Source organism: Komagataeibacter swingsii (assembly GCF_003207895.1).
GTDB lineage: Bacteria > Pseudomonadota > Alphaproteobacteria > Acetobacterales > Acetobacteraceae > Komagataeibacter > Komagataeibacter swingsii.
In genome coordinates this window covers 1-24,681 of record NZ_NKUB01000020.1, presented here as the reverse complement: position 1 = coordinate 24,681, position 24,681 = coordinate 1, and the positions used below count along the sequence as shown (strand labels likewise).

Annotated in this window: 23 protein-coding genes, 1 tRNA gene and 1 pseudogene; 15 read left to right on the top strand and 10 right to left on the bottom strand. The window is 63.4% G+C overall.

All coding sequences use genetic code 11. The annotated features are described in order from the left end of the window. Positions 1-35: 35 nt before the first annotated feature. Both CFR76_RS13040 and CFR76_RS13035 read left to right on the top strand, forming a co-directional pair. Positions 36-1,769: pseudogene (locus CFR76_RS13040) on the top strand (putative bifunctional diguanylate cyclase/phosphodiesterase). Further along, a complete protein-coding gene (locus tag CFR76_RS13035; protein WP_110557429.1) occupies positions 1,766-2,215 on the top strand; it encodes a hypothetical protein in 450 nt (149 codons plus the stop codon). Before CFR76_RS13040 ends, CFR76_RS13035 begins: the two are co-directional and overlap by 4 nt. Before the next feature lie 126 nt (positions 2,216-2,341). On the opposite strand, the gene CFR76_RS13030 is transcribed toward CFR76_RS13035, so the two are convergent. Both CFR76_RS13030 and rfaE1 read right to left on the bottom strand, forming a co-directional pair. Next, positions 2,342-3,508: an AGE family epimerase/isomerase gene (locus tag CFR76_RS13030; RefSeq protein ID WP_110557428.1), complete on the bottom strand. Its 1,167-nt coding sequence runs from the start codon at positions 3,506-3,508 to the stop codon at positions 2,342-2,344. Further along, the gene (rfaE1, locus tag CFR76_RS13025; protein ID WP_110557427.1) at positions 3,505-4,965 is read right to left on the bottom strand and encodes a D-glycero-beta-D-manno-heptose-7-phosphate kinase; all 1,461 of its coding nucleotides are present in this window, start codon (positions 4,963-4,965) and stop codon (positions 3,505-3,507) included. The genes CFR76_RS13030 and rfaE1 overlap by 4 nt, the downstream gene beginning before the upstream one ends. Positions 4,966-5,187: 222 nt before the next feature. On the opposite strand from rfaE1, the gene CFR76_RS18130 reads away from it, so the two are divergent. Beyond that, on the top strand, positions 5,188-5,364 hold the full coding sequence (locus CFR76_RS18130; protein ID WP_167402141.1) for a hypothetical protein: 177 nt from the start codon (positions 5,188-5,190) through the stop codon (positions 5,362-5,364). A gap of 194 nt (positions 5,365-5,558) precedes the next feature. Then, on the top strand, positions 5,559-6,101 hold the full coding sequence (locus CFR76_RS18820) for a tyrosine-type recombinase/integrase (protein ID WP_110557426.1): 543 nt from the start codon (positions 5,559-5,561) through the stop codon (positions 6,099-6,101). Here CFR76_RS18820 and CFR76_RS13015 read toward each other — a convergent pair. The 3 genes from CFR76_RS13015 to CFR76_RS13005 all read right to left on the bottom strand — a co-directional run bounded on the left by CFR76_RS13015 (position 6,080) and on the right by CFR76_RS13005 (position 8,367). Beyond that, positions 6,080-6,154: transfer RNA gene (locus CFR76_RS13015), tRNA-Thr, on the bottom strand. The genes CFR76_RS18820 and CFR76_RS13015 overlap by 22 nt on opposite strands. 98 nt (positions 6,155-6,252) lie before the next feature. After that, the gene (dksA, locus tag CFR76_RS13010) at positions 6,253-6,666 is read right to left on the bottom strand and encodes an RNA polymerase-binding protein DksA (RefSeq protein WP_025439494.1); all 414 of its coding nucleotides are present in this window, start codon (positions 6,664-6,666) and stop codon (positions 6,253-6,255) included. 111 nt (positions 6,667-6,777) lie between these two features. After that, on the bottom strand, positions 6,778-8,367 hold the full coding sequence (locus tag CFR76_RS13005) for an efflux transporter outer membrane subunit (protein ID WP_244191941.1): 1,590 nt from the start codon (positions 8,365-8,367) through the stop codon (positions 6,778-6,780). A 222-nt stretch (positions 8,368-8,589) separates the two neighbouring features. On the opposite strand from CFR76_RS13005, the gene CFR76_RS13000 reads away from it, so the two are divergent. From CFR76_RS13000 to CFR76_RS12990, 3 genes are all read left to right on the top strand, one after another. Then, positions 8,590-9,306 carry a TetR/AcrR family transcriptional regulator gene (locus CFR76_RS13000; RefSeq protein WP_110557446.1) on the top strand — a complete coding sequence of 239 codons (717 nt, stop codon included), beginning with the start codon at positions 8,590-8,592 and terminating at the stop codon, positions 9,304-9,306. 388 nt (positions 9,307-9,694) lie between these two features. After that, positions 9,695-11,902, top strand: coding sequence for a TonB-dependent receptor (locus CFR76_RS12995; RefSeq protein WP_110557425.1), 2,208 nt, complete (start codon positions 9,695-9,697; stop codon positions 11,900-11,902). 35 nt (positions 11,903-11,937) lie between these two features. Next, complete coding sequence (locus CFR76_RS12990) at positions 11,938-12,474, top strand: GNAT family N-acetyltransferase (RefSeq protein WP_110557424.1); 537 nt, start codon at positions 11,938-11,940, stop codon at positions 12,472-12,474. Between the two features lie 174 nt (positions 12,475-12,648). Here CFR76_RS12990 and CFR76_RS12985 read toward each other — a convergent pair whose 3' ends face one another. Both CFR76_RS12985 and CFR76_RS12980 read right to left on the bottom strand, forming a co-directional pair. Continuing rightward, a complete protein-coding gene (locus tag CFR76_RS12985) occupies positions 12,649-14,028 on the bottom strand; it encodes an ammonium transporter (RefSeq protein ID WP_110557423.1) in 1,380 nt (459 codons plus the stop codon). After that, positions 14,025-14,363 (bottom strand): P-II family nitrogen regulator, encoded by a 339-nt coding sequence (locus tag CFR76_RS12980; protein WP_025439489.1) that lies wholly within the window; start codon positions 14,361-14,363, stop codon positions 14,025-14,027. Before CFR76_RS12980 ends, CFR76_RS12985 begins: the two co-directional genes overlap by 4 nt. Positions 14,364-14,586: 223 nt before the next feature. On the opposite strand from CFR76_RS12980, the gene CFR76_RS12975 reads away from it, so the two are divergent. From CFR76_RS12975 to CFR76_RS18725, 3 genes are all read left to right on the top strand, one after another. Further along, positions 14,587-16,296: an alginate export family protein gene (locus tag CFR76_RS12975; RefSeq protein WP_110557445.1), complete on the top strand. Its 1,710-nt coding sequence runs from the start codon at positions 14,587-14,589 to the stop codon at positions 16,294-16,296. Positions 16,297-16,399: 103 nt separating this feature from the next. After that, positions 16,400-17,674: a chloride channel protein gene (locus CFR76_RS12970; RefSeq protein WP_110557422.1), complete on the top strand. Its 1,275-nt coding sequence runs from the start codon at positions 16,400-16,402 to the stop codon at positions 17,672-17,674. Between the two features lie 357 nt (positions 17,675-18,031). Next, complete coding sequence (locus CFR76_RS18725) at positions 18,032-18,157, top strand: hypothetical protein (RefSeq protein WP_279628935.1); 126 nt, start codon at positions 18,032-18,034, stop codon at positions 18,155-18,157. 22 nt (positions 18,158-18,179) lie between these two features. Here CFR76_RS18725 and CFR76_RS18125 read toward each other — a convergent pair whose 3' ends face one another. Together CFR76_RS18125 and CFR76_RS12965 are read right to left on the bottom strand one after the other, a co-directional pair. Then, positions 18,180-18,356 carry a hypothetical protein gene (locus CFR76_RS18125; protein ID WP_167402140.1) on the bottom strand — a complete coding sequence of 59 codons (177 nt, stop codon included), beginning with the start codon at positions 18,354-18,356 and terminating at the stop codon, positions 18,180-18,182. A gap of 110 nt (positions 18,357-18,466) precedes the next feature. Continuing rightward, complete coding sequence (locus CFR76_RS12965; RefSeq protein WP_110557421.1) at positions 18,467-19,318, bottom strand: aromatic ring-hydroxylating oxygenase subunit alpha; 852 nt, start codon at positions 19,316-19,318, stop codon at positions 18,467-18,469. Between the two features lie 181 nt (positions 19,319-19,499). Here CFR76_RS12965 and CFR76_RS12960 point away from each other — a divergent pair, with 181 nt between their 5' ends. The 3 genes from CFR76_RS12960 (at position 19,500) to CFR76_RS12950 (ending at position 21,510) form a co-directional block, all read left to right on the top strand. Beyond that, positions 19,500-20,165, top strand: a complete 666-nt coding sequence (locus tag CFR76_RS12960) for a Rieske 2Fe-2S domain-containing protein (protein ID WP_110557420.1) — start codon at positions 19,500-19,502, stop codon at positions 20,163-20,165. Then, positions 20,162-20,779: a glutathione S-transferase family protein gene (locus CFR76_RS12955; protein ID WP_110557419.1), complete on the top strand. Its 618-nt coding sequence runs from the start codon at positions 20,162-20,164 to the stop codon at positions 20,777-20,779. Before CFR76_RS12960 ends, CFR76_RS12955 begins: the two co-directional genes overlap by 4 nt. Positions 20,780-20,904: 125 nt before the next feature. Beyond that, positions 20,905-21,510: a hypothetical protein gene (locus tag CFR76_RS12950; RefSeq protein WP_025439483.1), complete on the top strand. Its 606-nt coding sequence runs from the start codon at positions 20,905-20,907 to the stop codon at positions 21,508-21,510. Here CFR76_RS12950 and CFR76_RS12945 read toward each other — a convergent pair. Continuing rightward, on the bottom strand, positions 21,491-23,695 hold the full coding sequence (locus CFR76_RS12945; protein ID WP_110557418.1) for an FUSC family protein: 2,205 nt from the start codon (positions 23,693-23,695) through the stop codon (positions 21,491-21,493). The genes CFR76_RS12950 and CFR76_RS12945 overlap by 20 nt on opposite strands. 189 nt (positions 23,696-23,884) lie before the next feature. Here CFR76_RS12945 and CFR76_RS12940 point away from each other — a divergent pair, with 189 nt between their 5' ends. Beyond that, complete coding sequence (locus CFR76_RS12940; RefSeq protein ID WP_208624001.1) at positions 23,885-24,376, top strand: MarR family winged helix-turn-helix transcriptional regulator; 492 nt, start codon at positions 23,885-23,887, stop codon at positions 24,374-24,376. Positions 24,377-24,464: 88 nt separating this feature from the next. Further along, positions 24,465-24,681, top strand: a 217-nt coding sequence (locus CFR76_RS12935; protein ID WP_146222680.1) for a transposase, incomplete at its 3' end; no start/stop codon positions are given.

Genomic DNA, 24,681 nt, shown 5'->3' with positions numbered 1-24,681 from the left:
TGTTCTGTTTTTTATTGTAGGTTCCAGGCGGGAATATGGCATTGCAACACGATGATCGGCTGCGGGCACTGACACACCAGGATTCGGATTTCTGGGCCGACCTGGTTGATAGTGTGCTGATCGTCGCCATTACCGACACAAAGGGGGTCATCACCTACGTGAATGACCGTTTTTGCGAAATCAGCCAGTACTCGCGGGCGGAACTGCTCGGTTCCACGCACCGTATCGTCAATTCCGGCTATCATGACGCTGATTTCTTCCGTGACCTGTACCGCACGATCGAGGCAGGCGAACTGTGGCAGGGCAATATCTGCAACCGCGCCAAGGACGGGTCGCTGTACTGGGTGGCGACCACCATCATTCCCAAAAAGGACAGGCAGGGCCGGATACTGGGTTACGTCGCCAGCCGGTTCGAGATCACCGAACTGATGAATACCCGTGACCGCCTGTGTGAACTGGCGGAAACGGATACGCTGACGGGGCTGCTGAACCGTGGCGGGTTCAACACCGCGCTGGCCGATGAGATCGCGCGCTGCCGCGAGCCTGCCGGTGGCGGGGTGCCCCAGGCCGCCCTGGCCATGTTCGACCTTGATGGTTTCAAGCAGATCAATGACGTGCATGGCCATCATGCCGGCGACATCGTGCTGCGCGCCATTGCCTCGCGCCTGATTGAAATGACCCACCCCGATGACCCTGTCAGCCGCCTGGGCGGGGATGAGTTCGCGGTGATCCTGCACCGCACGCTGGAGGATGTATCGCTGGAGCGGTACATGGACCGCCTGCAGGGCGTGCTGGAACGTCCCATCGACATTGAAACGGTGACGGTCAGCGTCGCGGGCAGCATCGGCGCGGTGCTGCTGGATGGCACCGACACGATGGAAGACGTGCAGAAAAACGCCGACATGGCGATGTATGCCGCCAAGCGCGCGGGCGGCAAGCAGTCGCAGATGTTCACCCGCAACCTGCGTGAGCGCGCGCAGGCCCGCGTATCCATCCTGAGCGAGGCGCGGTGCGGTGTCGAACGCAACCAGTTCGAGGTCTATTACCAGCCGATCCTGAACTGCCGCACGCTTGAAATGGACCAGATCGAGGCGCTGCTGCGCTGGCAGCACCCCGAACGCGGGCTGCTGGCGGCGGAGGATTTTTCCGACGTGTTCACCGATGCCGGCCTGGCGCAGGCCATGGGGCCACGCATGATCGAGGCGTTCCGCCGTGACGTGCTCATGTGGAACGAGAAGGGCTAGCCCCCGCGCCAGCTTGCCATCAACCTGTCGCGCATGGACCTGATCCGCGATGACTACCAGCGCGAGCTGGAGGAATCGCTCAGGCGCTTCAACATGTCCCCGGACAGCTTCGTGCTGGAGGTGACCGAGGCGATGCTGCATGGCCGCCGGGCGGATCAGGGCATCCGCAACCTGCGCGAACTGGCCCGTTCGGGTTTCCGCATTGCGCTGGATAATTTCGGCAAGGGGATTACCGTGCTGAACCACCTGCGCGAACTGCCCTTTTCACAGGTCAAGATCGACCAGAGCATGGTCGCCAATATCGTCGGCAACCCCGATGCCTGCATGGTCCTGTCCAGCCTGATCGACATGGGGCAGGGCTTCGGGATGGAAATCACGGTCGAAGGCGTCGAAAACCGTGAACAGTTCGACCTGGTCATGCAGATGAAGCCGGAGCGCATACAGGGCTTCTACATCTCTTCCGCCCTGTCATCGCAGGATATCCTCCGGCTGCCATCGCATTTTGATGGAGCAACCCGCGCATGACCGATACGCCCCGTACCGTGGCCGCCCGGATTGGTGATGACCTGCCGCGCGTCGATGTCATCGAACTGGCCAATACGCGGCGCATCATGCATGCCGAGCGGCATAATGACGGGTCGCGCATGCCCATGTTCATCCCCACTGCCGCATGGGCGAAGCTGCTGGAACTGCACTGCGCCGGTGACGGTACGCCCCAGCACCCGCGCCTTGCCCCTTCACGCGTCATGGATGGGCTGGAACAGGCGCTGGGCCGCATCATGACGGAGGTGGCGCGCCATGACGCCACCACGGATGAACCCCTGCGCCCGGCCTATGTCGTGACATCCGACCTGTTTGGCGCGGAAGGCCCGGTGGACATCCGCATGGTGGTGGACCGCACGACCGGGGTTGCCTGCATGCTGGCGGGGCCGCCCGCGGATATCGCGGCCCTCGGGCTGGATGGACCGTAACCGGAAGTTTTTGGTGACGCTTTTTCCAGCAAGCTTCAGGCAACGCCGCCTTTGCTGAAAAATGACGACGCCCGGAAATTTTTATCGGCGGCCCGCCCGCCGCCACGCCAGCCGATCCGGTTGATATCACGGTCCGGAGTGCGAAAGCCTGCCTGCCGCGTTCCGACATCCCGCCTTCCTGCCATCGGTCAGGTCACAGACCGCCCCATAAATGTGGTAAAGCGAACTGGCGGGCATGTGGTCCATTGCCGGTGTCCCGTCCGCGTTGAGGCGGTCGATCCATCCTCCATTCAGGTTGGGGGGAATGTAATGGGTGGCGAAATGCGCCAGTACGCCCGCAATCAGGGCGGGTGATGCCGTATTCATGCCAAGGGAACGGATCAGTTCCGTCTGGGGCCAGATGCGCGTGCCCTCATCCACGATCCGTCCGTCCTGTCCCACGGCATTGCGGATGACGGGTGGATGGACGGATGCGGTATGGGCCAGCGCGGTCGTATGGAGCCGCATGGCGACCTGGCGGATCGCATCCGCATCCCGTGGCGCGCACAGGCGCAGGTATTCGTGCAGCAGCCATGACCATTCCAGCAGGTGCCCCGGTTCCGCCCGGTTCTGGCCCGCCGGGTGTAGGGGACGCCAGTCCGTGGTGAAATCTTCCAGCAGCAGGCCGCTTGCCGGGTCAATGAAGTGCGTGATGGCCAGCGTGACCAGCCCGGCCGCGCGGTGGCGGTAAATATCCTCTCCCGTGGCCTCGAACAGGGCCAGCCACGATTCCAGCAGGTGCATGTGCGGATTTTGGCGCCGGATGGCGTCCTGCGGCGGCACGGCATCCATGAAGCCCGGGCCGGGCGTGCTGAAAATGGTTTCCAGTTCGGTCGCCATCTCTCCCGTACGGCGTCGCAGCCCCGGATCACCCGACAGGCGGCAGGCCCATGCATGGGCGTACAGGATGAAGGCATGGCCGTACAGGTCACGCCGCCGGTCGGCAGGCCGCCCATCGGGAGCGAGGGAGAATATCCAGCCCGCCGCGCCATCGGCACGGTGATAGCGGTGTTCGACTTCCGCAAGGCAGCGCAGCGCCAGATCGCCCGCGTCATGGTCGCCGCGCAGGGCCGCGCGGCAATAGGTCGCGATCTGGCGCGCCTGCACCATCAGGCGCAGGGCGGGCAGGATGATGGGCCGCCCGCTGAAATCCAGCCGTTCGTGGAACAGGGTCCGATCCCTGTCGAACCCGTTTTCAGACCATAGCGGCAGGGCCTGCCGGACAGCCCATGCCTGGAAGCGGTCGGGTGTCACGCTGTGGTATCACTCTCGGCCCGGGGCTGGCCGCCCGCCTGCCGCACAAGCGATGTGGTTGACCGGCCGGGCATGATGTCAACCAGCACGACGCGGCCGCCATTGGCTTTCACGATATCGCCGCCCACCACCTCGTCCTCGCGGTAATCCGCACCCTTTACGATGACATCGGGCAGGATCGCGCGGATGGCCTCTTCCGGCGTGTCCTGGTCAAACAGCACAACCAGGTCGACATTGCGCAGCGCGCCGATCACGGTGGCCCGCGCGCGTTCATCCTGTATGGGGCGGCTTTCCCCCTTCAGGCGGCGGACGGAGCGATCGGTGTTCAGCGCCACGATCAGCTTGTCCCCCTGTGCCGCAGCCCCCTGTATCAGCGATATATGCCCCGGATGCAGCAGGTCGAAACACCCATTGGTAAAGACGACCCGCGCCCCATGGTGCCGCCAGTCCCGCGCCATGGCGGCCGCCTGTTCAAGGGAGACGCATTTACCCGAATCCGGCATGTCGCGCATCAGGGCGTGGCTGAGTTCCGTGCGTGAAACGGTTGTCGTGCCCAGCTTGCCCACCGCCACGGCGGCGGCCGTGTTGGCGATGGTCACCGCCGTTTCCATGGACTGCCCCGCCGAAAGGATCGCGGCCACGGTCGCGACCACGCAGTCCCCGGCGCCAGAGACGTCAAACACCTCGGTCGCCCGGCTGCGCACATGGCTGACCGCCCCGTCATCCCGCCACAGCGTCATGCCTTCTTCCGAGCGCGTGACCAGTACGCTGCCGCCAAACTGCGCGCCCGCCATCCGGGCAGCCGTCATGATCTGCGCGTCCGTGCTGACCGGCAGGCCGGTGACCCGTGCCAGTTCCTTCCGGTTGGGTGTCACCAGCGTCGCCCCCCGATAGGCGGCAAAGGACGTGCGCTTGGGATCGACGATGACCGGAATGCCCCGCATGCGCGCGCGGGCAATGATTTTTTCCAGCACACCGTCATCCAGCACGCCCTTGCCATAATCCGAGCAGATCAGGATGTCGGCCCTGTCTATGGCCGTATATGCCTTCTCCACCAGTTCGGCCTGCATGGCGGGGGCAGGGGGGTGGGTATCCTCGTTATCGATGCGCACGATCTGCTGTCGTCCGCTCATGACCCGCGTCTTGGTCGTGGTCTGCCGACTGGCATCCCGCACCAGGCCGTTGATATCGATATGGTCCCAGCATGCAAGGGTGCGGGCCAGCCGGGCTGCATGATCGTCCGTGCCCACCAACCCGACAAGCGAGACGCGCGCACCCAGTGCCGCGGCATTCGCCGCTACATTGGCGGCCCCGCCGGCAACGGTATCGAGGTGCTCATGCACCAGCACCGGCACGGGGGCCTCGGGGGAGATACGGTCAATCCGGCCGGAAATATAGCGGTCCAGTATCACATCGCCCACGATGGCAATGTTTCCGAAATGCATGTTCTCGATCATGAGGTGCCTACCGCTCCCGTCCCCGCCTGCGGCACTGCTTTAATATGGGACCCCTGTGCTTCACAAGAACAAGTGACACCCTTTGCCCCTCCTGCGTGGTGACCCGGTCCGGCAACCATGGCGGCATACGCACCCGATCGACAGCCAGGTTTTGCGTTTCCTCCCTTCACGCCATACACTGCCTGCATCCCCGAACGGGGATGCGGGAGAGGGAAGAGGCTCATGGAAGATGAAGATGGCCTGCTTGCGGAGCGCCGGACACTTCTGGATGAAATCCGCTCAGACGTACAGAACTTGTCTGCCAGTATGGAGCCTGCGGGGCCGGTTACAGACACCCTGCGTTCAGGCGTGGCCGCAATAGCTGACAAACTCGATGCCCTGTCGGACCTTATGCGCTAGCGACCCGTCACGAATACCCGGATTGGTTTATGCCTACGGTCCCATAGCCGTTTGAGCAGGGGCGTGCGCCGTAGCCCGATGGGGACGACCATGCCGCCCGCGCCGGAGATGACGCCCCCATGAATGATGTCTCCATAAAAAAACCGCCTCGCGGGCGGTTACCTTAGGTTGTGTTTCTTTACATAAATACACGCATGGGTTGTCTATCTTGCGCGCGCAGTCCCGGCCTTCATCGGCCGTCCAACCACGAGGTCGGGGCTGTAGCAGTCAACCGATTCCGACCATCATCACTTGGCGCATGGCTGAACAGATCATCGTGTCCCTACATGGGAACAGTGTTGCCGGATGATCCGGGATCGGTTGCTTTCGTATTCGCCGGGGTGCTGGGGGGGCCATCTGGCCCGCGTACCGGGCGGCGGAAGCCGATCCACAAGATCAGGACAGCGTTCAGCAGGCGCGTCGCGAAAGCGGGCCTGGATGATGTGACCCCTCATACCCTGCGGCATATCTGCGCCACATGGATGGTAATGGCGGGCGTACCATTGCAGATGGTCGCCAAATTTTTTGGGAAACGGTGTCGAGATGGCCGAGCTCGGCCCTACGGCCACCATGGCCCGGACTGGCTGGCAAAGGCCACTGATGCCCTATCAGTATCCTCCGGTCCACGTGGACCAGACAACACGGAAATGCGGAACAACAAAGTCCAGGAAAATCATGGTGCTGCTGGACAGGATTGAACTGTCGACCTCTCCCTTACCAAGGGAGTGCTCTACCACTGAGCTACAGCAGCACTGTATGCGCGCTTCCTAACTTTTCCTGCATCGGCTGGCAACCCCCTTTTGTCGTATTCTGGCAAATTGGGGTCATCCAGCCGGAAGGCAGGCGTGATCAGTCGTCGCGGTGGATGCGTTCCATGCGTTCGTGGCGTTCCTGCGCCTCGATCGAAAGGGTTGCGATGGGGCGGGCTTCCAGCCGTTTCAGGCCGATGGGTTCGCCCGTTTCCTCGCAATAGCCGTAGGTGCCGGCCTCGACGCGCAGCAACGCCTGGTTGATCTTGGAAATCAGCTTGCGCGCCCGGTCGCGTGTGCGCAGTTCCAGCGCACGGTCCGTCTCGACACTGGCGCGGTCGGTAATGTCCGCTTCGTGAATGCCGCCTTCTGACAGGCTGGCAAGTGTCTCATCCGCTTCCTTGAGGAGGTCCGCACGCCATTTCAGCAGTTTGAGGCGGAAATATTCCACCTGCTGCGGATTCATGAATTCCTCATCATCCGAAGGGCGATAATCGGGGGGCAATGTAATCATGATGACAGGTCCCTGCGCCGTGGTTCCGTATGGCGGCGTATGCCCATCCAGTCGGGAACGGGGCGGCTTATACTAGCAAGGCGCGTGCGCGCCAAGCCTTTAACACCGGATTCAGGCCGGTTGGTGCGATGTGACGGGGTTGGGGGTGGTGGCGGGCAGGGTGGTCGAAGCCGGGGTCGGGGCCGCCTTCGCCTGCTTCGTGCGGGGGGCGGGTTCGGGGTACGTGGTTTCCCAGCCGCCGCCCAGTGCGTTGTAAAGACGGACAAGATTGCCTGATATGGTGGCCGTGCTGGTGGTCAGGTCGGATTGCGCGCCCAGGTACTGGCGCTGGCTGTCCAGCACGTTCAGGTAGGTCACCATGCCATGGCGGTACTGGTCCTGCGCCAGTTGCAGGGCATGGTGGCTGGCTTCCATGCGCTGGGTCAGGTTGTCGTGGCGGAGCTGTTCATCGGTATAGGCGGTCAGCGCGTTGTCAATGTCATGCCATGCGCCCAGCACGGTCTGCTGGTAGCTGATGGCCGCCTCCTTCTGGGCGGCCTTGCGCAGTTCCAGCTGCCCGCGCAGGCGTCCGCCCTGGAAGATGGGCAGGGTGATGGACGGGCCGACATTCCATGCCTTGGCGTTCCAGAAACCAAGGTCGCGGAAGGACAGGGATTCAAACCCGAACCCGGCATTGATCGTCACGCGCGGATAGAATTCGGCCACTGCCTCGCCCACCTGCGCGGTTGCGGCATGCAGGTTGGCTTCGGCGCGGCGGATATCGGGGCGGCGGCGCGCCAGTTCGGACGGCACGCCGACGGGTACGCGCGGCGGGACGGGGGGAATGGCGGAGGCAGTCAGCAGTTCGTCGGACAGGGCGCGCGGCGGCTCGCCCATAAGCAGGCTGAGCGCGTTGACCTGGGCCACCAGCTGCTGCTCAAGCTGGGGCAGTTGCGCCAGCGTGTTCTGGTACTGCACGCGGGCCTGTTCCACTTCCATGTCGCTGGCCAGCCCCTTGGCGTAGCGCTGCTGGTTCAGGTCCAGCATGGAACTGGCCACGTCGCGGTTTTCCATGACAATGCGCAACTGCTGCTGCGTGTTGCGCAGGTCCATGTAATCACGCGCCACTTCGGCCTGGCGTGAAATCAGCATGCCGCGCCGGGCCTCGTTCGTGGCCTGCGTCTGGGCGGCTGCGGCTTCGTACTGGCGGCGCACGCGGCCCCACAGGTCAATTTCCCATGTCGCGTCAATGCTGTCGCGCCACTGGTTGAACAGGGGGATCTTGGCCTGTCCGGGTTGCAGGTTAGCCAGGGCAGGTGCCTGCTCCATCACCCCCGGGCTGCTTTCCACATCCGTCACGATCCGCTGCAGCATCTTGGTGCTGTACTGCTGGCGGGCATAGGACCCGGTGGCGGACATGGCGGGGTAGCGTTCGGCGCCTGCAATGCGCAGTTCCGCGCGGCTTTGCGCCATGCGGTAGGCATAGCGGCGGACATCGAGGTTATCGGTCGCGACGCGCTGTTCCAGCTTTGTCAGCTCGGGGTCGTTGAAGATGGTCCACCACGCGGTATCGGGATCATCGGGCGTGGTCTGGCTTGCGACCTGCGCTGGCGTGCCATCCTTGCCATTCGTGGCCTGGATGCGCTTCGGGCCGCCATACTCCCTGGGCGTCCACGGGGTTGGCTTGTGGAAGTTCGGGCCGACCGCGCACCCGGCGGTCATGACCGACAATCCAACCACCGCCGTGCGCCATGAAAATCCCCTACCCACCAACGCGGCCCCCTGTTGTCCCAAAAACAGTTGATATAAACCTGTATGCCCTTGGCATGGTTTCGTGACCATGCCATGAATTGACCGATCAGTTCGGTCAGTCCCCTAGCCTATCGGCTTTCCACACGGGGTCAATCGAAAGTACGCACCGATAACGGGAGCAGGATGATTTCCATGGGTACCACGCCAGACCATCCGGGCCAGACACAGGCCGAAAGCTGCCCGCTGTCCGGTGCGTCGGCCGCCAAGCGCCAGCAGATCCTGGCCGGTGCCGCGCGTGTTTTTGCCCAGCAGGGATATGAAGGGGCGAGCATGTCGGGAATCGCCCGGGATGCGGGCGTGTCCAAGGGGACGCTGTATAATTATTTCGAAAGCAAGGCCACGCTGTTTTCCGCCTTTGTGGAGCAGTGCGCGTGCGAGAAGATGCCCCTGCTGTTCAGCCGGATTGACGAAGGGGCGAACCTTACGGAATCGCTCGAACATCTGGCCGTTGCCATGATCAGGCTGCTGACCTCGCCGCTGTCGCTCATGCTCAACCGCATCATCATTTCGGAGGCGGGCAATTTCCCCGACCTTGCCGCAACCTTCTGGAAGTATGGGCCGGAAAAGGCCATTGGCATCCTGTCCGCGTGGCTCATGCAGCATAATGACGCGGGTGTGCTGAACATTCCCGACCCGGTTTTCGCGGCGGAACAGTTCTATGGCCTGTGCCAGACCCGGATCGTGGCGCGCGCACGGCTGCAACTTCCGGTTGATACGGATGAGGCGCACATCGAATTCATCGCCCGCTCCGCCGTGCGGACGTTCCTCAATGCCTATCTGCGTGACGCGCCGCGCCAACCGCCGGTCGTGATGGAACGCCCGGCACCCGGTGCCAGCCAGACGCCATAAAAGGCGACGGTTTTCTAAAAGGCTGTTTGAAAACAACTCATTGATAAAAAATAAAAGTTTTTGGGTGCCGCCTTTTTTCAAAAAGGCGGCGTTCTTTCGAACTTTTTGCAAAAAGCTTCACCAGAAACGGCTTTTGGTTTTCGGGCGGATTTGTGGACCGATCCGGCATCCTGACCCGGTCTGTCCCTGCATGGTTCCGCATTGATGGAATGGCGCGTGTCGTGGATCGCCCTGTGCGTAAGTCAGGGCGGTCATGCTTCTGTTGCATAAAAACAACATTCCGGCTGCGTCACGCGGAAGCCTGCTTTTTTAGCCTGTTATGTTATATTGTACCAATATAGAACTGGGGCATCCGAAATCTCCTGACTGGATGCGAGCCTGCCCTGACATGACCCGCCTATGGTTTTCCCGTCGCCCGCTATCCCCCGCCGTGCTGGCGGCCATGACCGCGTTTACCCCGGTTTCTCCCCTCGTGGCGCAGACCACGACGGCGGGCACGCCGGCTGGCGCGACCGGCACGGCCACCACGCAGGTGACGGATGGGGAAATCACGCGCCGGTCATCCGCCCCGGACGCCATGACCGTCACCGCCCGGCTGGACCGTGCGCGCATCCAGTTGCAGCCTTCCACCGGGGCCACGGTGCATGCCTTCAGCCGCAAGGCGCTGGAAACCATTCCCGGTGGCGATAACGCCGGGATGAACAGTGTGCTGTTGCAGGCCCCCGGCGTGGCGCAGGACAGCTATGGGCAGATCCATGTCCGCGGTGACCATAACGAGGTGCAGTTCCGCCTTGATGGCGTGCAACTGCCCGAAGGCATGAACGTGTTCGGCCAGACGCTGATGACGCGCTTTGCCGACAACCTGTCGCTTTCGACCGGCGCATTGCCGGTGCAGTATGGCTTCCTGCAAGCCGCCGTGGTGGACATCAACACCAAGAACGGGTCCACCAACAAGGGCGGCAACGTGTCCATTTACGGCGGTGCGCGGGACTATTTCTTCCCCTCCGCCCAGTACGGGGGGCAGCATGGCAAGTGGGATTACTTCTTCACCGCCGATTACGTGCATGACCGGGTGGGGATCGAGAACACGACCCCGTCCTTCAACGCGCCGCATGACCTGAGCAACCAGTACCATTTCCTTGGCCATGTGCGGTACACGGTGGATGAGAACACGCGGATCAGCCTGATCGCCGGTGTCTCCAACGCCGAGTACCAGTTGCCCAATATCGGTGGCCAGCCCATGTTTGGCGATAATTACAGCAGCCTGCTGCCCCAGGCCCCGGGCAGCAGCAACCTGAATGAACGCCAGAAGGAAATCACCGATTTCGGCATCCTGTCGCTGCAAAAGACGATTGGCGCGTTCAGCCTGCAGACATCGGTTTTCTCGCGCTACAGCAGCCTTGGCTACAGCCCCGACCCCAATATGGGTGACCTGGCCTATATGGGCATAAGCCAGCACGCTGAACGTTCGGTCATGTCCACCGGCACCCAGAGCGACGTGACATGGCGCGTGCGCCCCGACCACACCATCCGTTTCGGCTTTCAGGTCTTTGGCGAACGCAACATCACCAAGGCTGACGCCACGGTGTTCAATGATGCGAACCAGCAGGTCAGCATCCACACGGGCAATGGCCGTACGGGCGACATCTACGGCCTGTACGTGCAGGATGAATGGCAGCCGGTGCGCAACCTGACGGTCAATTATGGCCTGCGCTTTGATGGCGTGGGGGAATATACCGACGAACACCAGCTCAGCCCGCGCATCAACGTGGTCTGGCGTGCATGGAAGGGGGCGGCGCTGCATGCGGGCTATTCCCGCTATTTCACGCCGCCGCCGTTCGAGGTGGTAGGTGGGTCCGACCTGCGGCAGTTCGCCAATACCTCGGCTGCGACCGATGTCAGCCGCAGCGACACGGTCAAGGCCGAGCGTGACCATTATTTTGATGCGGGCATCGAGCAGGTCATCCTGCCCGGCTGGCGCGTGTCGTTCGATGCCTATTACAAGCTGGCCCATAACCTGATTGATGAAGGGCAGTTCGGCGCGCCCATCATCCTGTCGGGGTTCAATTACCGGCGCGGGCAGGTCAACGGGTATGAATTCTCCACATCCTATGACCACGGGCCGCTATCGCTATATGGCAATTTCGCGTGGTCGCGGGCGATCGGCAAGGACATTACCAGCGCGCAGTTCAACTTTGACGCCGATGACCTGAAATATATCAGCCAGCACTGGATCCATCTGGATCATGACCAGCGCTGGACGGCGTCCGCCGGTGGGTGCTACACCTTCTTCCATCGCAGCGGGCACCCCACGCGCATTTCGGCCACCATGGTCTATGGCAGCGGCCTGCGGCAGGATTCGGACGTGCCCAATGGGGGCGTCATTCCGCAATACGCGACCTTCAACATGTCGGTCGTGCAGTCCTTCCGCGACCTGTTCCACTCCCGCTTCCTGCGCACCACGCAGTTGCGGCTGGATGTGACCAACCTGTTCGATCACCCCTACATGCTGCGCAGCGGCACGGGCGTGGGGGTGGGCGCGCCGCAATACGGCCTGCGCCGAACCATCCTGACCGGTATTTCGCAGTCGTTCTGACGGGTGTGCTAGGGTCATCCCGTTACACAAACGGGATGACCCTTATGTCTTTTTCCATCCGTGAGGCGGTCGATGACGATGCCCGCTTCCTGCCCGCCATCGAACGTTCGGCGGGGCAGGCTTTCCGCAGCGTGCCCGAACTGGCGTGGGTGGCGGATGACGGGGTCATGTCCGTTGATGCGCACCGGGCCTGCATCGCCACGCGCACCTGCTGGGTCGTGGTGGATGAACAGGGACGGATCGCGGGCTTCCTCAGCGCGCAGCCGTGTGGGCAGGACCTGCATATCCTTGAAATGTCGGTGGCCCGTGACCGGCAGGGCAGGGGGCTGGGGCGACGGCTGCTGGCTGCGGCATATGACGGCGCGCGGGCGCTTGATCTGTTCGGGCTTACGCTGACAACCTTCCGCAATATTCCGTGGAATGCTCCGTTTTACCAAAAATCAGGCTTTTACCTGCTGCCGCCCGACATGCTGGATACACGCCTTGCCGCCGTGTTGCGGGAAGAAACGCAGGCGGGCTTCCCCCCCGGCTCACGCTGCGCAATGCGGCGGGACGTGACGGTTGCGGATTGAAAGAAGTTTTTGGTGAAGCTTTTTTCAAAAAGCTTCAAAGAACGCCGCCTTCTTGAAAAAAGGCGGCACCCAAAAACGTCTTGTTTTTTCATCAATGGATTATTGCGCATGAAAAAAGGGCGACCCGTCGGGGCCGCCCTCAGTTTCAGGGGATGCGGGAAGGTCCGGAGGGGATCAGGAATTGATCCGCTCGCCATGCAGGCTCATGTCCAGCCCTTCCATTTCCTCATCGCGCGTGACACGCAGCCCGATGGTCAGGTCAATCAGCTTGAGCAGGATGAACGTCAGCACCGCGCACCAGGCGATGGTGATGCCAACGGATTCCGCCTGCGCCACGAACTGTGCGAACGACCCGCTGATTCCCGCAGGGTTGGCGTCGGTGGCCGAAAGCGGGCCATAGGCGAACACGCCGGTCAGCAGCGCGCCCACGATGCCGCCAATGCCATGCACGCCAAAGGCGTCAAGGCTGTCGTCATAGCCCATCATGTGCTTGAGGCCCGTCGCCCCCCAGAAGCAGATCAGCCCGGCGGCCAGCCCGATCATCAGCGCGCCACCCGGCAGCACGAAGCCCGCCGCGGGCGTAATGGCCACAAGCCCGCCCACCGCGCCGGAAATGATGCCCAGCACGGTCGGCTTGCCGGTCTTCATCCATTCGGCGCACATCCATGACACGCCAGCCGCCGCCGCCGCGATCTGGGTGGTGGCCATGGCCATGCCCGCGCGGCCGTTCGCGCCCACGGCGGACCCGGCGTTGAACCCGAACCAGCCCACCCATAGCAGGGACGCGCCAATGACCGCGTAGGTCAGGTTATAGGGGGACAGGTCTTCTTCCCCATACCCCTTGCGCCGCCCGATCACCAGGGCGGCGACAAGGCCCGCGATACCGGCGTTGATATGCACGACGGTGCCACCTGCGAAATCGATCGCGCCGATCTTGCTGGCGACCCACCCATCCGGCCCCCACACCCAGTGGGCAACCGGCACGTACACGATCAGCGACCACAGGATGGTAAAGACACACAGCGCGCTGAACTTCATGCGTTCGGCAAACGCGCCGGTAATCAGCGCGGGCGTGATGATGGCGAACGTCATCTGGAACGTCATCCACACGCTTTCGGGAATGGTCATGGTCGTCGCGGCGGGGGTGCCGGCAGCCATGGTGAAGGCCACGTCGGACCCCTTGGAGATCCCCGCGCCAAGGCCGTTGAGCATCACGCGCGACAGGCCGCCGATGAACGCGTTGCCCGACGTGAAGGCCAGGCTGTAGCCCAGCACCATCCACACCACGGTCATGATGCAGCAGATGCTGAACGACTGCATGAGGGTCGCCAGCACGTTCTTCTTGCGCACCATCCCGGCATAGAACAGGGCAAGGCCGGGAATGGTCATCATCAGCACAAGTCCCGTGCTGACCAGCATCCACGCCGTGTCACCCGTGTCGATCGCGGCGGGGGGCGCATCGGCCGCCATGGCGGGCAGGCTGCCCATGGATAGCGCGACGGTTGCGGCGGCAGGCCCGAACTGGCGGGCGCCCTTGCCAATCTTTGTGATCACAGCGCGTTTTCTCCGGTTTCCTGTGTCCTGATACGCATTGCCTGTTCAAGGTCGAGGACGAAAATCTTGCCATCGCCGATCTTGCCGGTGCACGAAGCGGCCTGGATCACCTCCACCACCTTGTCGCACTGCGCGTCCGCCACCGCGATCTCCAGCTTGATCTTGGGCAGGAACTGGATGTTGTATTCGGCGCCGCGATAGATTTCGGTCTGGCCCTTCTGGCGGCCATAGCCCTTGACCTCGGTTGCGGTCAGGGCGTCCACCCCGATGGAATGCAACCCTTCGCGCACCTCATCGAGCTTGAACGGCTTGATGACGGCAATAACGAATTTCATTTCGTTCCCTTCCTGCCTTGCCCCTGAAACATCATTTCGCTGTCTCTGTTCCGTACAGGTAACCATATCCGGAAGCAATATGAACTTGCTACCGCCTTTGGACCCGGTTGTGCAGTGCCTGCGTGTTGCCATTACGGACGCGGCGTGTTCCCGGTTTTCGCTTGCGATACGGGGAAATGCCGTTATTGGAACCGTTCCGTAACGAAAGGTGCTGTTCCCCTTTATGTCTGATCTTTCCGCCCGCGCGGTTTCGCGGCGTGCCCGGACCGCCGGGCGGCGGCCTTTTTCCGCCCTTGTCCTGCCGGTATCCGGGGCACTGGCATGGGGCGCGCAGCTCCCCGCGGCCTTTGCGTCCGTAACACAGCCGGGGCGCAGTGCGCCGGAAAACATCCATGTGCATGCCACCACCGTGCCGCCGGTCGAGTACCTGCCATCGGCCAACCCCGTGGGCCAGCCCATCCGCATGCCCGCCATGGCGTATCGCCGCCCGTCGGGCCACCAGTATGACTGGGGCGTGTTCAACCGCGACAGCGGCGAGGCGGCGGGTTTCGGTCCCGTCGGCCGGTATGGCGTGGCCCGCTGGGCGGAGGACTGGAGCAGCCTGCGCGGCAAAAAGAAGGGTAACGATCCCTTCGATGTGCTGAAATACATTCCCCTGACCCGCGGCGGCAGCGTGTGGATCAGTTTTTCGGGCGAGAGCCGGGCACGCAACTGGTTCGAGAACCGCCCGGTGCTGGGGGCGGCCCATGTCGTGGATTCGGGCCGTTTTACGGTGCGCAACCTGTATGGGGCGGACCTGCACCTGGGGGCGTATGTGCGGCTGTATGGCGAGCTGGTCAATGCCGATGCGGGTGGCTGGCGGCCTTATGGTTATGGCGACACCTATCGCAAGCCGCTTGATGCGCAGCAGGCCTTCATTGAAGTGAAGGGGCATGTGGCGGGGGCGAAGGCGGGCTTCATGTTCGGGCGGCAGGCCTTTCTCGATATGCCGGCCTATGTGCTGTACTACCGCATGTCCTCCTCCGTGCCGCTGGCGTGGAACGGGTTCCGGGCCTATGCCGCGTGGTCGCGCGTGCGGGTGGATGCGTGGGATTTTGTCGGCACCGACATCACCCCCAAGGGCATTTTCCACGATACGGAAGATTACGGCACCCGCCTGTATGGCGTGGAGACCACATGGGCGCCGCCTGATTTCACCTTTATGGGGCAGGCGGGCTACTCCTTCCTTGACCTGTTCTACTTTGGCACCAAGGCGGGCGGGGGGCTGAGTGGTGTGTCCGCGCCGTCATTCATGGTGCAGCCCGGCATGGCCACGCGCAACAACTTCGGCGGGCGGTGGCATGGCATCGCGGGACCGGTCGAGTTTTCGGTGGGCGGCATATGGCAGGGCGGGGCCTTTCGCGCCACGGGGCGGCCGGACAGCCCGTCGCGGCCGATCGATGCATGGTCGTTCAGCGGCACGGTGGGCTACCGTATCCCGCATGACCGTTTCCATACCTTTGTCGGCATGCAGGCGGATGTGTTTTCGGGCGGGGATGCGCGGCGCGATACGGTGGGCACGTACAGCCAGCCGTTCAACCCGCAATTGACGTATGTCGATGCCTCGCTCACGGTATCCGAATCGAACATGGTCGATATCGGGCCGGAGGTGCGCATGACGTTCTTCAGATCACTGAGTGTGATGGCCCGCTACCCGCTGTACTGGCGCGACAGCACGCAGGCCCCGCTGTCGCGGCCGGGTGCGTTGCAGTATGCGTTCCATTACAGTGGGGCGTTCATCGGCATGGCCCCGCAGGCCACGCTGACATGGCAGGTCGGCCCCCATCTTTCATGGGCGCAGACCCTGTCGCGGTTCATGACCGCGCCGGCCCTGAACCGCGCGGGGGGCGGCAGCGGCACCTATTACATGTCCAGCCTGTCCTTGCGTTTCTGAAACCTGCCTTGCGCCCGGACCCCGATCCGGCATACCCCATGCAGCCATGACCACACCCGCTTCGCCTTCCGTTCCCCCTGCTGCCTCAACCCCTTGGCCGGTCATGGCCATGGCGGTCGTCTGCACGGGTATCCTGTCCGGGCTGGGGGGCACGGTGCTGTCGCTGCTGCTGCACATGATCCAGCATGTCGCCTATGGCTACGGCCAGGCGGGCGGGCCACATAACTTCCTGCTCGGCGTCAGCGCCGCGCCCCCCTGGCGGCGTATCATGGCCCTGTGTATCGCGGGTATCGTGGCCGGCGTGGGGTGGTGGGCGCTGGGGCGTTTTGGCCGGCCGCTGGTCAGCATTGCCGCCGCTGTTGGCAAGACGGGGCTGGGCAGGCCCATGCCGCCGCTATCCACCCTTGTTCACCTGCTGCTGCAGATCGTGACCGTGGCCCTTGGCTCGCCACTGGGGCGCGAGGTCGCGCCGCGTGAACTGGGCGCCGTGCTGGCCACCGGCACGGGCCGCATGCTGGACCTTGTGGCCGATGACCGGCGCATCCTCATCGCCTGTGGCGCCGGGGCGGGCCTGTCGGCGGTGTATAACGTGCCGCTGGGCGGTGCGCTGTTCATACTGGAAGTACTGCTGGGCACCGTAGGCCAGCGTGCCGTGCTGTGCGCGGTGGCGGCGTCGGCCATCGGGGCGTTCGTGCCGTGGGCGGTGCTGGGCAATGTGCACCAGTATGAAACCGGGCCGATGGCGGTCACAGCCCCCGTGGTGCTGTGGGCGATATGCGCCGGCCCGGCCATTGGCATTGGCGCGCATATGGCCAGGCGGCTGATGGGTATCGTGCAGAACCGCGCGGCGAAGGGCGTGTCGCGCATCGGCTGGTGCCTGGTGGTGTTTCCCCTGCTGGGGGTGCTGACCTGTTTTTACCCGCAGCTACCGGGCAACGGACGCGGGCCGATGCAACTGGCGCTGTCGGCCCGGCTGGGCATGGAACTGGCGGCCATCCTGCTGGCCCTCAAGGTGGTGGTCATCATGGGGGCATTGCGCGCGGGGGCGGCGGGCGGCCTGCTGACGCCCAGCCTGACCATGGGGGCGCTGCTGTCCACCGTTCTGGCGGGGGCGTGGAACATGGTGCTGCCTGCGGTGGATGCGGGCAGTGTTGCGCTGCTGGGTGGCATTGCCTTCCTTGGCACGTTCATGTCCATGCCGCTGACGGCCGTGGCGCTGGGGATCGAGTTCACGCATCTGGGGCATGACATGTGGATCCCGGTTTTCATCACATCGGCTGGCGCGCTGCTGGCCTTCCGGGTCTGCGCGCGGGTGGGGGGACGGATGGCGGCCCAGACGCAGCCCAGCGCGCCGGGCAGCATGTCGGCCCGATCCTGATTTCCTAGAATAACAAATTGATAAAAAACAATAAAAGTTTTTGGGTGCTGCCTTTTTTCAAAAAGGCGGCGTTCTTTCGAAGCTTCTGCAAAAAGCTTCACCAAAAACTTCCTTTAATTTTAAAGCGCTATCATGGGCTGACTTTTCAAACAGTGTCTTAGTGATCGCCCGATATGTTTCGGACAGTCTTTCCAGACAGCGTCTGAACGGAAAAAGGCGGCACCGTTGCCGATGCCGCCTTTCCCTGAGGACAGTCGCCGTTTTCGTTTCAGCAAAACCGTCAGCGCCATTCATCCCACGCGGGCCAGCATCCCTACAATGGGGGGGACACTCACGTTTGAATGACCTCACGCCATCGTGGCCCTGGCGTTGCATCATCGTGCAAATGATAAAGAAGTCTTTGGTGAAGCTTTTTTCAAAAAGCTTCAGGGAATGCCGCCTTTTTGGGAAAAGGCAGCACCCATAAGCATTTATTATTTATGAATAAATTATCAAAATGACTCTATTATTTTTCAGCAAAAGGATCGAAGTCACCGTCGTTTTCACGCACGCTCCACCAGCCCCTGTTCCACTGTTCATAGGCGGGCAGGGTCTCGTCAAACGGGTTTTCGATCAGTGGTTCGCCCTTGGTGGCGGCTACCTTGCCCTGTTCAAAGGCGTCGGGCGGGGTCTGGTCGGTCATGGGTGGTTTTCCTGACGTGTCTCTGTCTGGTGATGCGTGACGCTTACACCATGTGCCCCGCGCGGGCAGCCCCACCCGGCGGAAGGGGGTAATGCGTCAGGCGCAGGTGTTCAGGCCGTGGTGCCATAGGTTACCTTGCGGTCGCGCAGCCATCGGCGGTAGGCGACGGACATGCGGTCCGCCATGGTGGGGATTTCCGCCCCGGCCGAAAGCGGCAGCCGGCGCGGGCGCTGGTTTTCCAGTATGATGCGGTCCTGCAGGAAGATGGTCTGCTGGAATTCGACCAGGCTGGCCTGGGACGAGACATCGTCAACCAGGAACATGACCGGATGCGCGCGGGAACATTCCTGCGTCATGGGCTGCACGAACAGGGCAATGACATCAAAGCGTCCGGGCTGCGCGGGGCAGGTCTTGTACAGCAGTGTCACGAACGGTCCCGCCACGCGGTACAGGTATTCCGTGTCCAGCCCGTCAGTGGCGGACAGGGCGGCCTGCGGCTGGAAGAAATGGCAGTCCGTGGCCCAGACCTCGTTACCACCTTCACGCATCTCGATGGTGTAGCGGGCGACTTCGGTGTTCGGCTCGGCGCCAAGGATATTGGTGTGGACAAAGGGGAAATGCGCCATGTCGAGGAAATTCTCGACAATGCGCGGGGCCGATGTCCGCACCGTGAACACCCCGCAATCCACCAGCCTGCGGTCGGGTTCCAGGGCTTCGTCAATGGCGGGAATGTCGCCTGCGGGCGTGCCCAGGCAGGTCCACAGGCAGCCATGGCGGGCGCGGACCGGCAGGGTGCGCCTGTCCGCCACGTCGCAGGCGAAGGGATTGCCCTGCGCATCAAGGCCGAAGGTGATATGCCGGTCCAGCAGCATGCTGTCGGTGGGCGTGGTGCGCAGGTGTGACAGGGGACTGATCACATGCCAGTCGGACAGGATGGTTGCATCGGCGGTGATCTGTGTCATTGCCCGGTTCCTGTTTGCGGTATGCCATCGCGCTGGGCGCGGATTGCCGTGACGGTGGCGCAATGTTAGCTGCCCCCATGGTGGCACGCCATGGCGTTGCGTGAAAGAATACACGCTGTTGCGTCCGATAAGCCCGGCGGTGTGCAATCCTCGGGGTCTGATGGAAGGAAGCGGGGAACGTATGAAAAGATGGCAGCCGGTCAGTGTCCTGTCCGATATACGCCGTGGCGAGGTCGCGGGCGTGCGGATTGGTGGCCGCGAGGTCGTGTTGTGGCGCGAGGACGCCCCCACCCCCACGCTGCATGCATGGGAAGACCGCTGCCCCCATCGTGGCATGCGGCTGAGTTTCGGCTTCGTGCGCGATGACGCGCTGGGGTGCCTGTACCATGGCTGGCAGTTTGGCGGCGGCGCGCGGTGCAGGCTGATCCCGGCCCACCCGCAGGTGCGTGTGCCCGCCTCGATCCATGTGCAGGCCTATGGCGTGCGTGAACATGCCGGCCTTGCATGGGTCAGCATGGACGGGGCGGAGGATTTTCCCGCCGAAGGGACCGGGCCGGGCAACGTGCTGCCGGTGCGCACCCTGCACGTCAATGCGCCCGTGGGCGTGTTGCGCCATGTGACCGGCATTGCGCCCGATGCGGGGATCGCGTGGCATGGGCCGGTCGGGCTGGCGGTGCATGAACCGGCGGCGGGACAGGCCATGCTGCATGTGGTGCGGGTGGCGGCTGCGCAGGACGTATCGCCCCTGGCACTGTCACGCTGGGCCGAACGGCTGCGTGACGCGGTGGAAAGCGGGGCCGCGACCGCTGCCGTCATGAACGAACTGGCCGCGGGGGAACGGGCATGAGTGCTGCAATGGTCCTGTATGACTGGACGCCGGATGTGCGCTGCTACGCCGTGCGCCTTGGCCTGTCGCTCATGGGCATGACGTATGAGGTACGGGCCGTGGACATGGACCTGCCCATGGCCCAGCGCCCGGCGGGACTGCGGCCGGGCGAAAGGCCGCCGTTGCTGGTGGCGGGCGGCGTGCGCCTGTCCCGCCCCGGCGCCATCATGCCGTTCATCGCCCGTCAGCCCGGGGTCGCGCGGGCATGGCTGGACCCGGCGCATGAATGGGCGATCCTCGACTGGCTGGATTTCGGGGCGGCGGCGCTTGATACGATGGCGGCGGCGCGGGACATCGCCTTCGGCACCACGCTGCCGGTGCTGCCGCCCATGGGCGCGCTGGCGGCCGCCCTGCGCCGGATGGAAGACCACATGAGCGCGCGCGCGATGGAAGGGCATGACTGGTTCGCTTCCCCCGCCGCCAGCATTGCCGATGTCGTGCTGTTTGTTACGTTCGCGCTGACGGTGGACCTTGGGGTGGAGCGTGATACCTGCCCCGCCCTGCGGCGGTGGGCGCGCCGGATGCGCGGCCTGCCGGGCTTCATGGTCATGCCCGGCGTTCCGGATTATGCGTGAGCGTCATACATCTTTGGATACATGACTGCATTTGGACGTTATGGAATAGGACGGAACCGGGCCGGGCGCAGGCCCGGCTGGCGGGGGGCGCATCCCCCGGGAAGATTGAGGAAAGAACTAGGAATATGAACGTGAAGCTGTTTGCACCCCGTCGCCTTGCGGCGGCCCTGGCCATGACCATCACCACAGGCGCCGCCAGCCTGTGTGGCGCATCACAGTCCGCCATGGCGCAGGCCGCCCCGGTTATCGTGGGCAACCAGACGGCGACCGCCATCGTCGAAAGCGTGGACCACGATGCAGGCATGGTGCTGCTGCGTGACAAGGCGGGCAACCTGGACACCGTGCGCATTGACCCCGACCTGCGCGCCAAGCTGCCGACCTTTCATGCCGGTGACAAGATCGGCCTGCGCATCGTGCGCACCATTGACGCCGTCATTGCGCCGCCGGGCGCGCCGATGCCGGAATCGACCGAAAACGCCGCAGGCACGCGCACCGGCCCGCACCCGCATGGCATGATGGTGTCCTTCAAGCGTGAACGCGTGAAGGTGACGGGCGTGGACACCACGCGCAATCAGGTCGTGTTTGTCGATCCCGATGACATTACCCGCGTCGTGCTGGTGCGCCAGAAGCCGATGCAGGAATTCCTGAAAACCCTGAAGCCGGGCGACGAGGTGGACACGACGGTCATGGATGCGGTGTCGTTCTCGGTGCTCAGCCGGATTCCGTCCTGACGGCCGCAAGCGGCGGACGGTGGGCGGCGGGATAATCTTCCGCCCATTGCAGCGGGCCGCGCTGGTCAAGGAAGCCGGGAATGTCCTGGATGATCCGCGCCGCCTGCACCAGGCACGCCATGGCCTCGACCTGTGCGGGGGGGCGTAGCGTGATCGCGTCAGGCGGGCACAGCACGCTGGCGGCCCGCCGCAGCCCCGCCGCCGTCAGCAGCGGGTTGTGCGCCAGTTCGGAAAACGTATCGAGCGCATCGTAAATGGCGACCTGCTGCGCCCCGGTTATGTCGGGGCTTGCGGCCAGCATCCGGATCCGTTCCACCAGCCGCCCCAGTGACAGCGTGGCAAGGGCGGCGTCTATGTATTCATGGATCATGGCGGGCCGGGCGAAAAACGACAGCCGCATCGCCAGCCGCAGCACCTTCTGCAATTGCAGGTTTTCCCACACCAGCCATTCCCTGCCCTGCCTGCGCCCCGACAGCGCCAGCCTGCGCAGGCTGCGCGTCAGCGACGTGACAAGGCGGGCGGCATCCAGCCTGTGGTTGGGCGGCAGGATGACCCGGAACGACAGCACCAGCATGATGCAGCCCATAAGCAGCGCCATCCACCCGTTCAGCAGGCTGATATCATTATAGTAATGGATCGGGTTGTTGACCTGCAGCATCACGGTCGAAAACACGCCGTAGCCAAACCCGCCAACCCCGAATTTCGGGTGGAACTGCAACCATATCCCCGGCAGCAGCATGATGCACAGCGAAAGCCACAGCAGCGGGTAGCCGTCTATCTGCGGCAGCAGGTAGGTATGGCACAAAAGCCCCGCCGGCACCCCCAGCGCCGTGCCCGCCGCCATAAGCCCCGCCGCGCGGGATGCGGAAGGCAGGGTGGACAGCAGGCTGGCCGCCGCCACCACGTACAGCATCATGGTCGGGGCCGCCGTCCAGTGCAGCACGTACCAGATCAGGCACGCCGACATGGTGATCAGCATGCCGCGCGCGCCGTTGCGCAGCGCCGTCGGCCATTCCAGGTAGGGTTGCAACCGCAGCCTGCGCCCCGCGCTGCCCCGGCGCGACAGGTCCTGCAGCGCGGTTTCGATCTGGCCCAGCAGGTCCTGTATGTCGTCAAGGAACAGCAGCGACTGCGGGGAATGCGTCTCGCGCGCCTGCGCGATCATGAGGTCGCGGGTATGGCGTATGCGCGCGCAGCCCTCCATCCAGCTGGCTTCCAGCGTCCGGTCCGCCGTGCGGTCCATGAGGAACTGGAGCATGGACACGATCTCGGCATGCACCATACGGTCCTGTTCGGTATCGGATGCGGTGATGGTGTGGGGATGGTACGACGCCACGATGCCCGACAGACGCGCCAGTCCCGCGCGGATTTCACGTTCACGCACGCTTATGTCGTAATTGTCGGTGGCCGCGTATTCCACCGCATCCGACAGCCGCCCGATCCGCGCCAGCATGGCGGCCCGGCTGTCATGGAAATTGGTGGGTAGCGCGCGAAACGTGCTGCCCGGCAGGGCGTCCGGGTTTTGCGCCGGCACGTTGGTGTAGCCCTGGTGGAAGGCCAGGATATAGCTGACCGTGTCGCGGAACAGGCCGTGGATCTGCACGAACAGCGTGTCCGACCGGCGCGGCGAGGTGACCATGAATACCGCCGCCGTGGTCACGATTCCCACCACAACGGCGGAAAGCCGCGACATGGCGCTGAGGAAAATGCCATCCGGGTCATCAAAGGCGGGGGCCGAGATGATGACGATGGTATAACCCGTCAGCACGGCGGCATAGGCGCGGAACAGCCGCAGGAAGGTCGCCGCCATGCATGCCAGCCCCACCGTGGCCGACAGCCCCATGAAATACAGCGCCGGCGACTGCACGAACACCGCCATCAGCCCCACGCTGATCGAGGCCCCGATAATGGTCCCGATCACGCGCCACACGCTTTTGGATACCAGCGCGCCCACCGTCGGGTTGGCCACGATCATGACCGTGGTGACCGAACTCATCGGGGACTGGAGCTGGAAGCTGAACGCCAGGAACAGGGCTATGGCAACCGACAGCAGGGCGCGCGCGCTGAACGCCGCCGTGGTGCGCAGCGCGGCCCATTGGGCATCATCGGAAAAATGGCGCGTAAGGCTGGACAACATGTGGGTGCCGACTCCCGGCTGCGGCGTTTGGGGCATCTGATAACGCATGCCGCAGGAAGTTAAAGGGCATGGAGCGTAATTTATTGTATGACAATTAATGCCATGTCAATTATATCTGTCCTGCATATCGGTGCCGCCGGGCAGCCATCGCATAAATGGGTCATGATCGGGCCATGCGGGCATGCTATCGGGCACGCAGAGGACTTCGGCGGGGTCTGACACCAGCAGGGGATGCGCATGGCTGACCGTTCACCATTGCCTGATATCGAGGGCGCGGGCTTTCAGGACATGAGGATGACGTTCCTGACCATGCGGCTGGCCAATACGTGGCGGCTGGGCCTGGACCGCGCGCTGCGGCCCGAAGGCATGAGCATGGCGATGATGCGCCCGCTGGCGTATCTCATGATGCTGCCCGACCGCGTCAGCCAGCGCACGCTGGCCCATGCCATGAACACCGACAGTTCGGCGCTGGTGCGCGTGCTGGACCTGCTGGAGGAGGAAGGGCTGGTCGAACGCCATCCCGATCAGGAGGACAGGCGCGCCAAGAGCCTTGTGCTGACCGCGCGCGGCCGGCGCAAATGCGTGACCCTGCACCGGATCTGCGCCGACATGGAAGCCCGCGTGCTGGATGGCATTCCCGCCGACAGGGTGCAGGGCATGATGGAGATTCTGTCGCGTGTCTTGCGGCAGGCGGAGGACGTGATGATGGAACCCACCGTCACGCCGTAAGCATGAAGAAGTTTTTGGTGAAGCTTTTTTCAGGGCCTGTTGGGAATTATGCTTTTCTGAAGCATGCTGGATGTGATTCAAGGTCTGTATGGATCGCTTCATACTAACGGATGCCCAATGGGCGAAGATGGAACCCCTGTGCCTTGGCAAGAAGACAGATCGGGGGCGCAGCGGGAAGGATAACCGCCTTTTTATCGAGGCGGTCCTGTGGATTGCGCGGACCAGCAGTCCATGGCGGGATCTGCCGACATATTTCGGACATTGGAACTCGGTCTACTCGCGCTACAGCGACTGGATGAAAGCCG

Excerpts from the sequence above, each read along its gene's own strand:
- CFR76_RS13035 (WP_110557429.1), top strand. The coding sequence starts at position 1,766 with ATGACCGATACGCCCCGTACCGTGGCCGCCCGGATTGGTGATGACCTG.
- rfaE1 (WP_110557427.1), bottom strand. The coding sequence starts at position 4,965 with ATGATCGAGAACATGCATTTCGGAAACATTGCCATCGTGGGCGATGTG.
- CFR76_RS18130 (WP_167402141.1), top strand. The coding sequence starts at position 5,188 with ATGGAAGATGAAGATGGCCTGCTTGCGGAGCGCCGGACACTTCTGGAT.
- CFR76_RS18820 (WP_110557426.1), top strand. The coding sequence starts at position 5,559 with ATGGGTTGTCTATCTTGCGCGCGCAGTCCCGGCCTTCATCGGCCGTCC.
- dksA (WP_025439494.1), bottom strand. The coding sequence starts at position 6,666 with ATGATTACATTGCCCCCCGATTATCGCCCTTCGGATGATGAGGAATTC.
- CFR76_RS13005 (WP_244191941.1), bottom strand. The coding sequence starts at position 8,367 with ATGACCGCCGGGTGCGCGGTCGGCCCGAACTTCCACAAGCCAACCCCG.
- CFR76_RS13000 (WP_110557446.1), top strand. The coding sequence starts at position 8,590 with ATGGGTACCACGCCAGACCATCCGGGCCAGACACAGGCCGAAAGCTGC.
- CFR76_RS12995 (WP_110557425.1), top strand. The coding sequence starts at position 9,695 with ATGACCCGCCTATGGTTTTCCCGTCGCCCGCTATCCCCCGCCGTGCTG.
- CFR76_RS12990 (WP_110557424.1), top strand. The coding sequence starts at position 11,938 with ATGACCCTTATGTCTTTTTCCATCCGTGAGGCGGTCGATGACGATGCC.
- CFR76_RS12980 (WP_025439489.1), bottom strand. The coding sequence starts at position 14,363 with ATGAAATTCGTTATTGCCGTCATCAAGCCGTTCAAGCTCGATGAGGTG.
- CFR76_RS12975 (WP_110557445.1), top strand. The coding sequence starts at position 14,587 with ATGTCTGATCTTTCCGCCCGCGCGGTTTCGCGGCGTGCCCGGACCGCC.
- CFR76_RS12970 (WP_110557422.1), top strand. The coding sequence starts at position 16,400 with ATGGCCATGGCGGTCGTCTGCACGGGTATCCTGTCCGGGCTGGGGGGC.
- CFR76_RS18125 (WP_167402140.1), bottom strand. The coding sequence starts at position 18,356 with ATGACCGACCAGACCCCGCCCGACGCCTTTGAACAGGGCAAGGTAGCC.
- CFR76_RS12965 (WP_110557421.1), bottom strand. The coding sequence starts at position 19,318 with ATGACACAGATCACCGCCGATGCAACCATCCTGTCCGACTGGCATGTG.
- CFR76_RS12960 (WP_110557420.1), top strand. The coding sequence starts at position 19,500 with ATGAAAAGATGGCAGCCGGTCAGTGTCCTGTCCGATATACGCCGTGGC.
- CFR76_RS12955 (WP_110557419.1), top strand. The coding sequence starts at position 20,162 with ATGAGTGCTGCAATGGTCCTGTATGACTGGACGCCGGATGTGCGCTGC.
- CFR76_RS12950 (WP_025439483.1), top strand. The coding sequence starts at position 20,905 with ATGAACGTGAAGCTGTTTGCACCCCGTCGCCTTGCGGCGGCCCTGGCC.
- CFR76_RS12945 (WP_110557418.1), bottom strand. The coding sequence starts at position 23,695 with ATGCGTTATCAGATGCCCCAAACGCCGCAGCCGGGAGTCGGCACCCAC.
- CFR76_RS12940 (WP_208624001.1), top strand. The coding sequence starts at position 23,885 with ATGGCTGACCGTTCACCATTGCCTGATATCGAGGGCGCGGGCTTTCAG.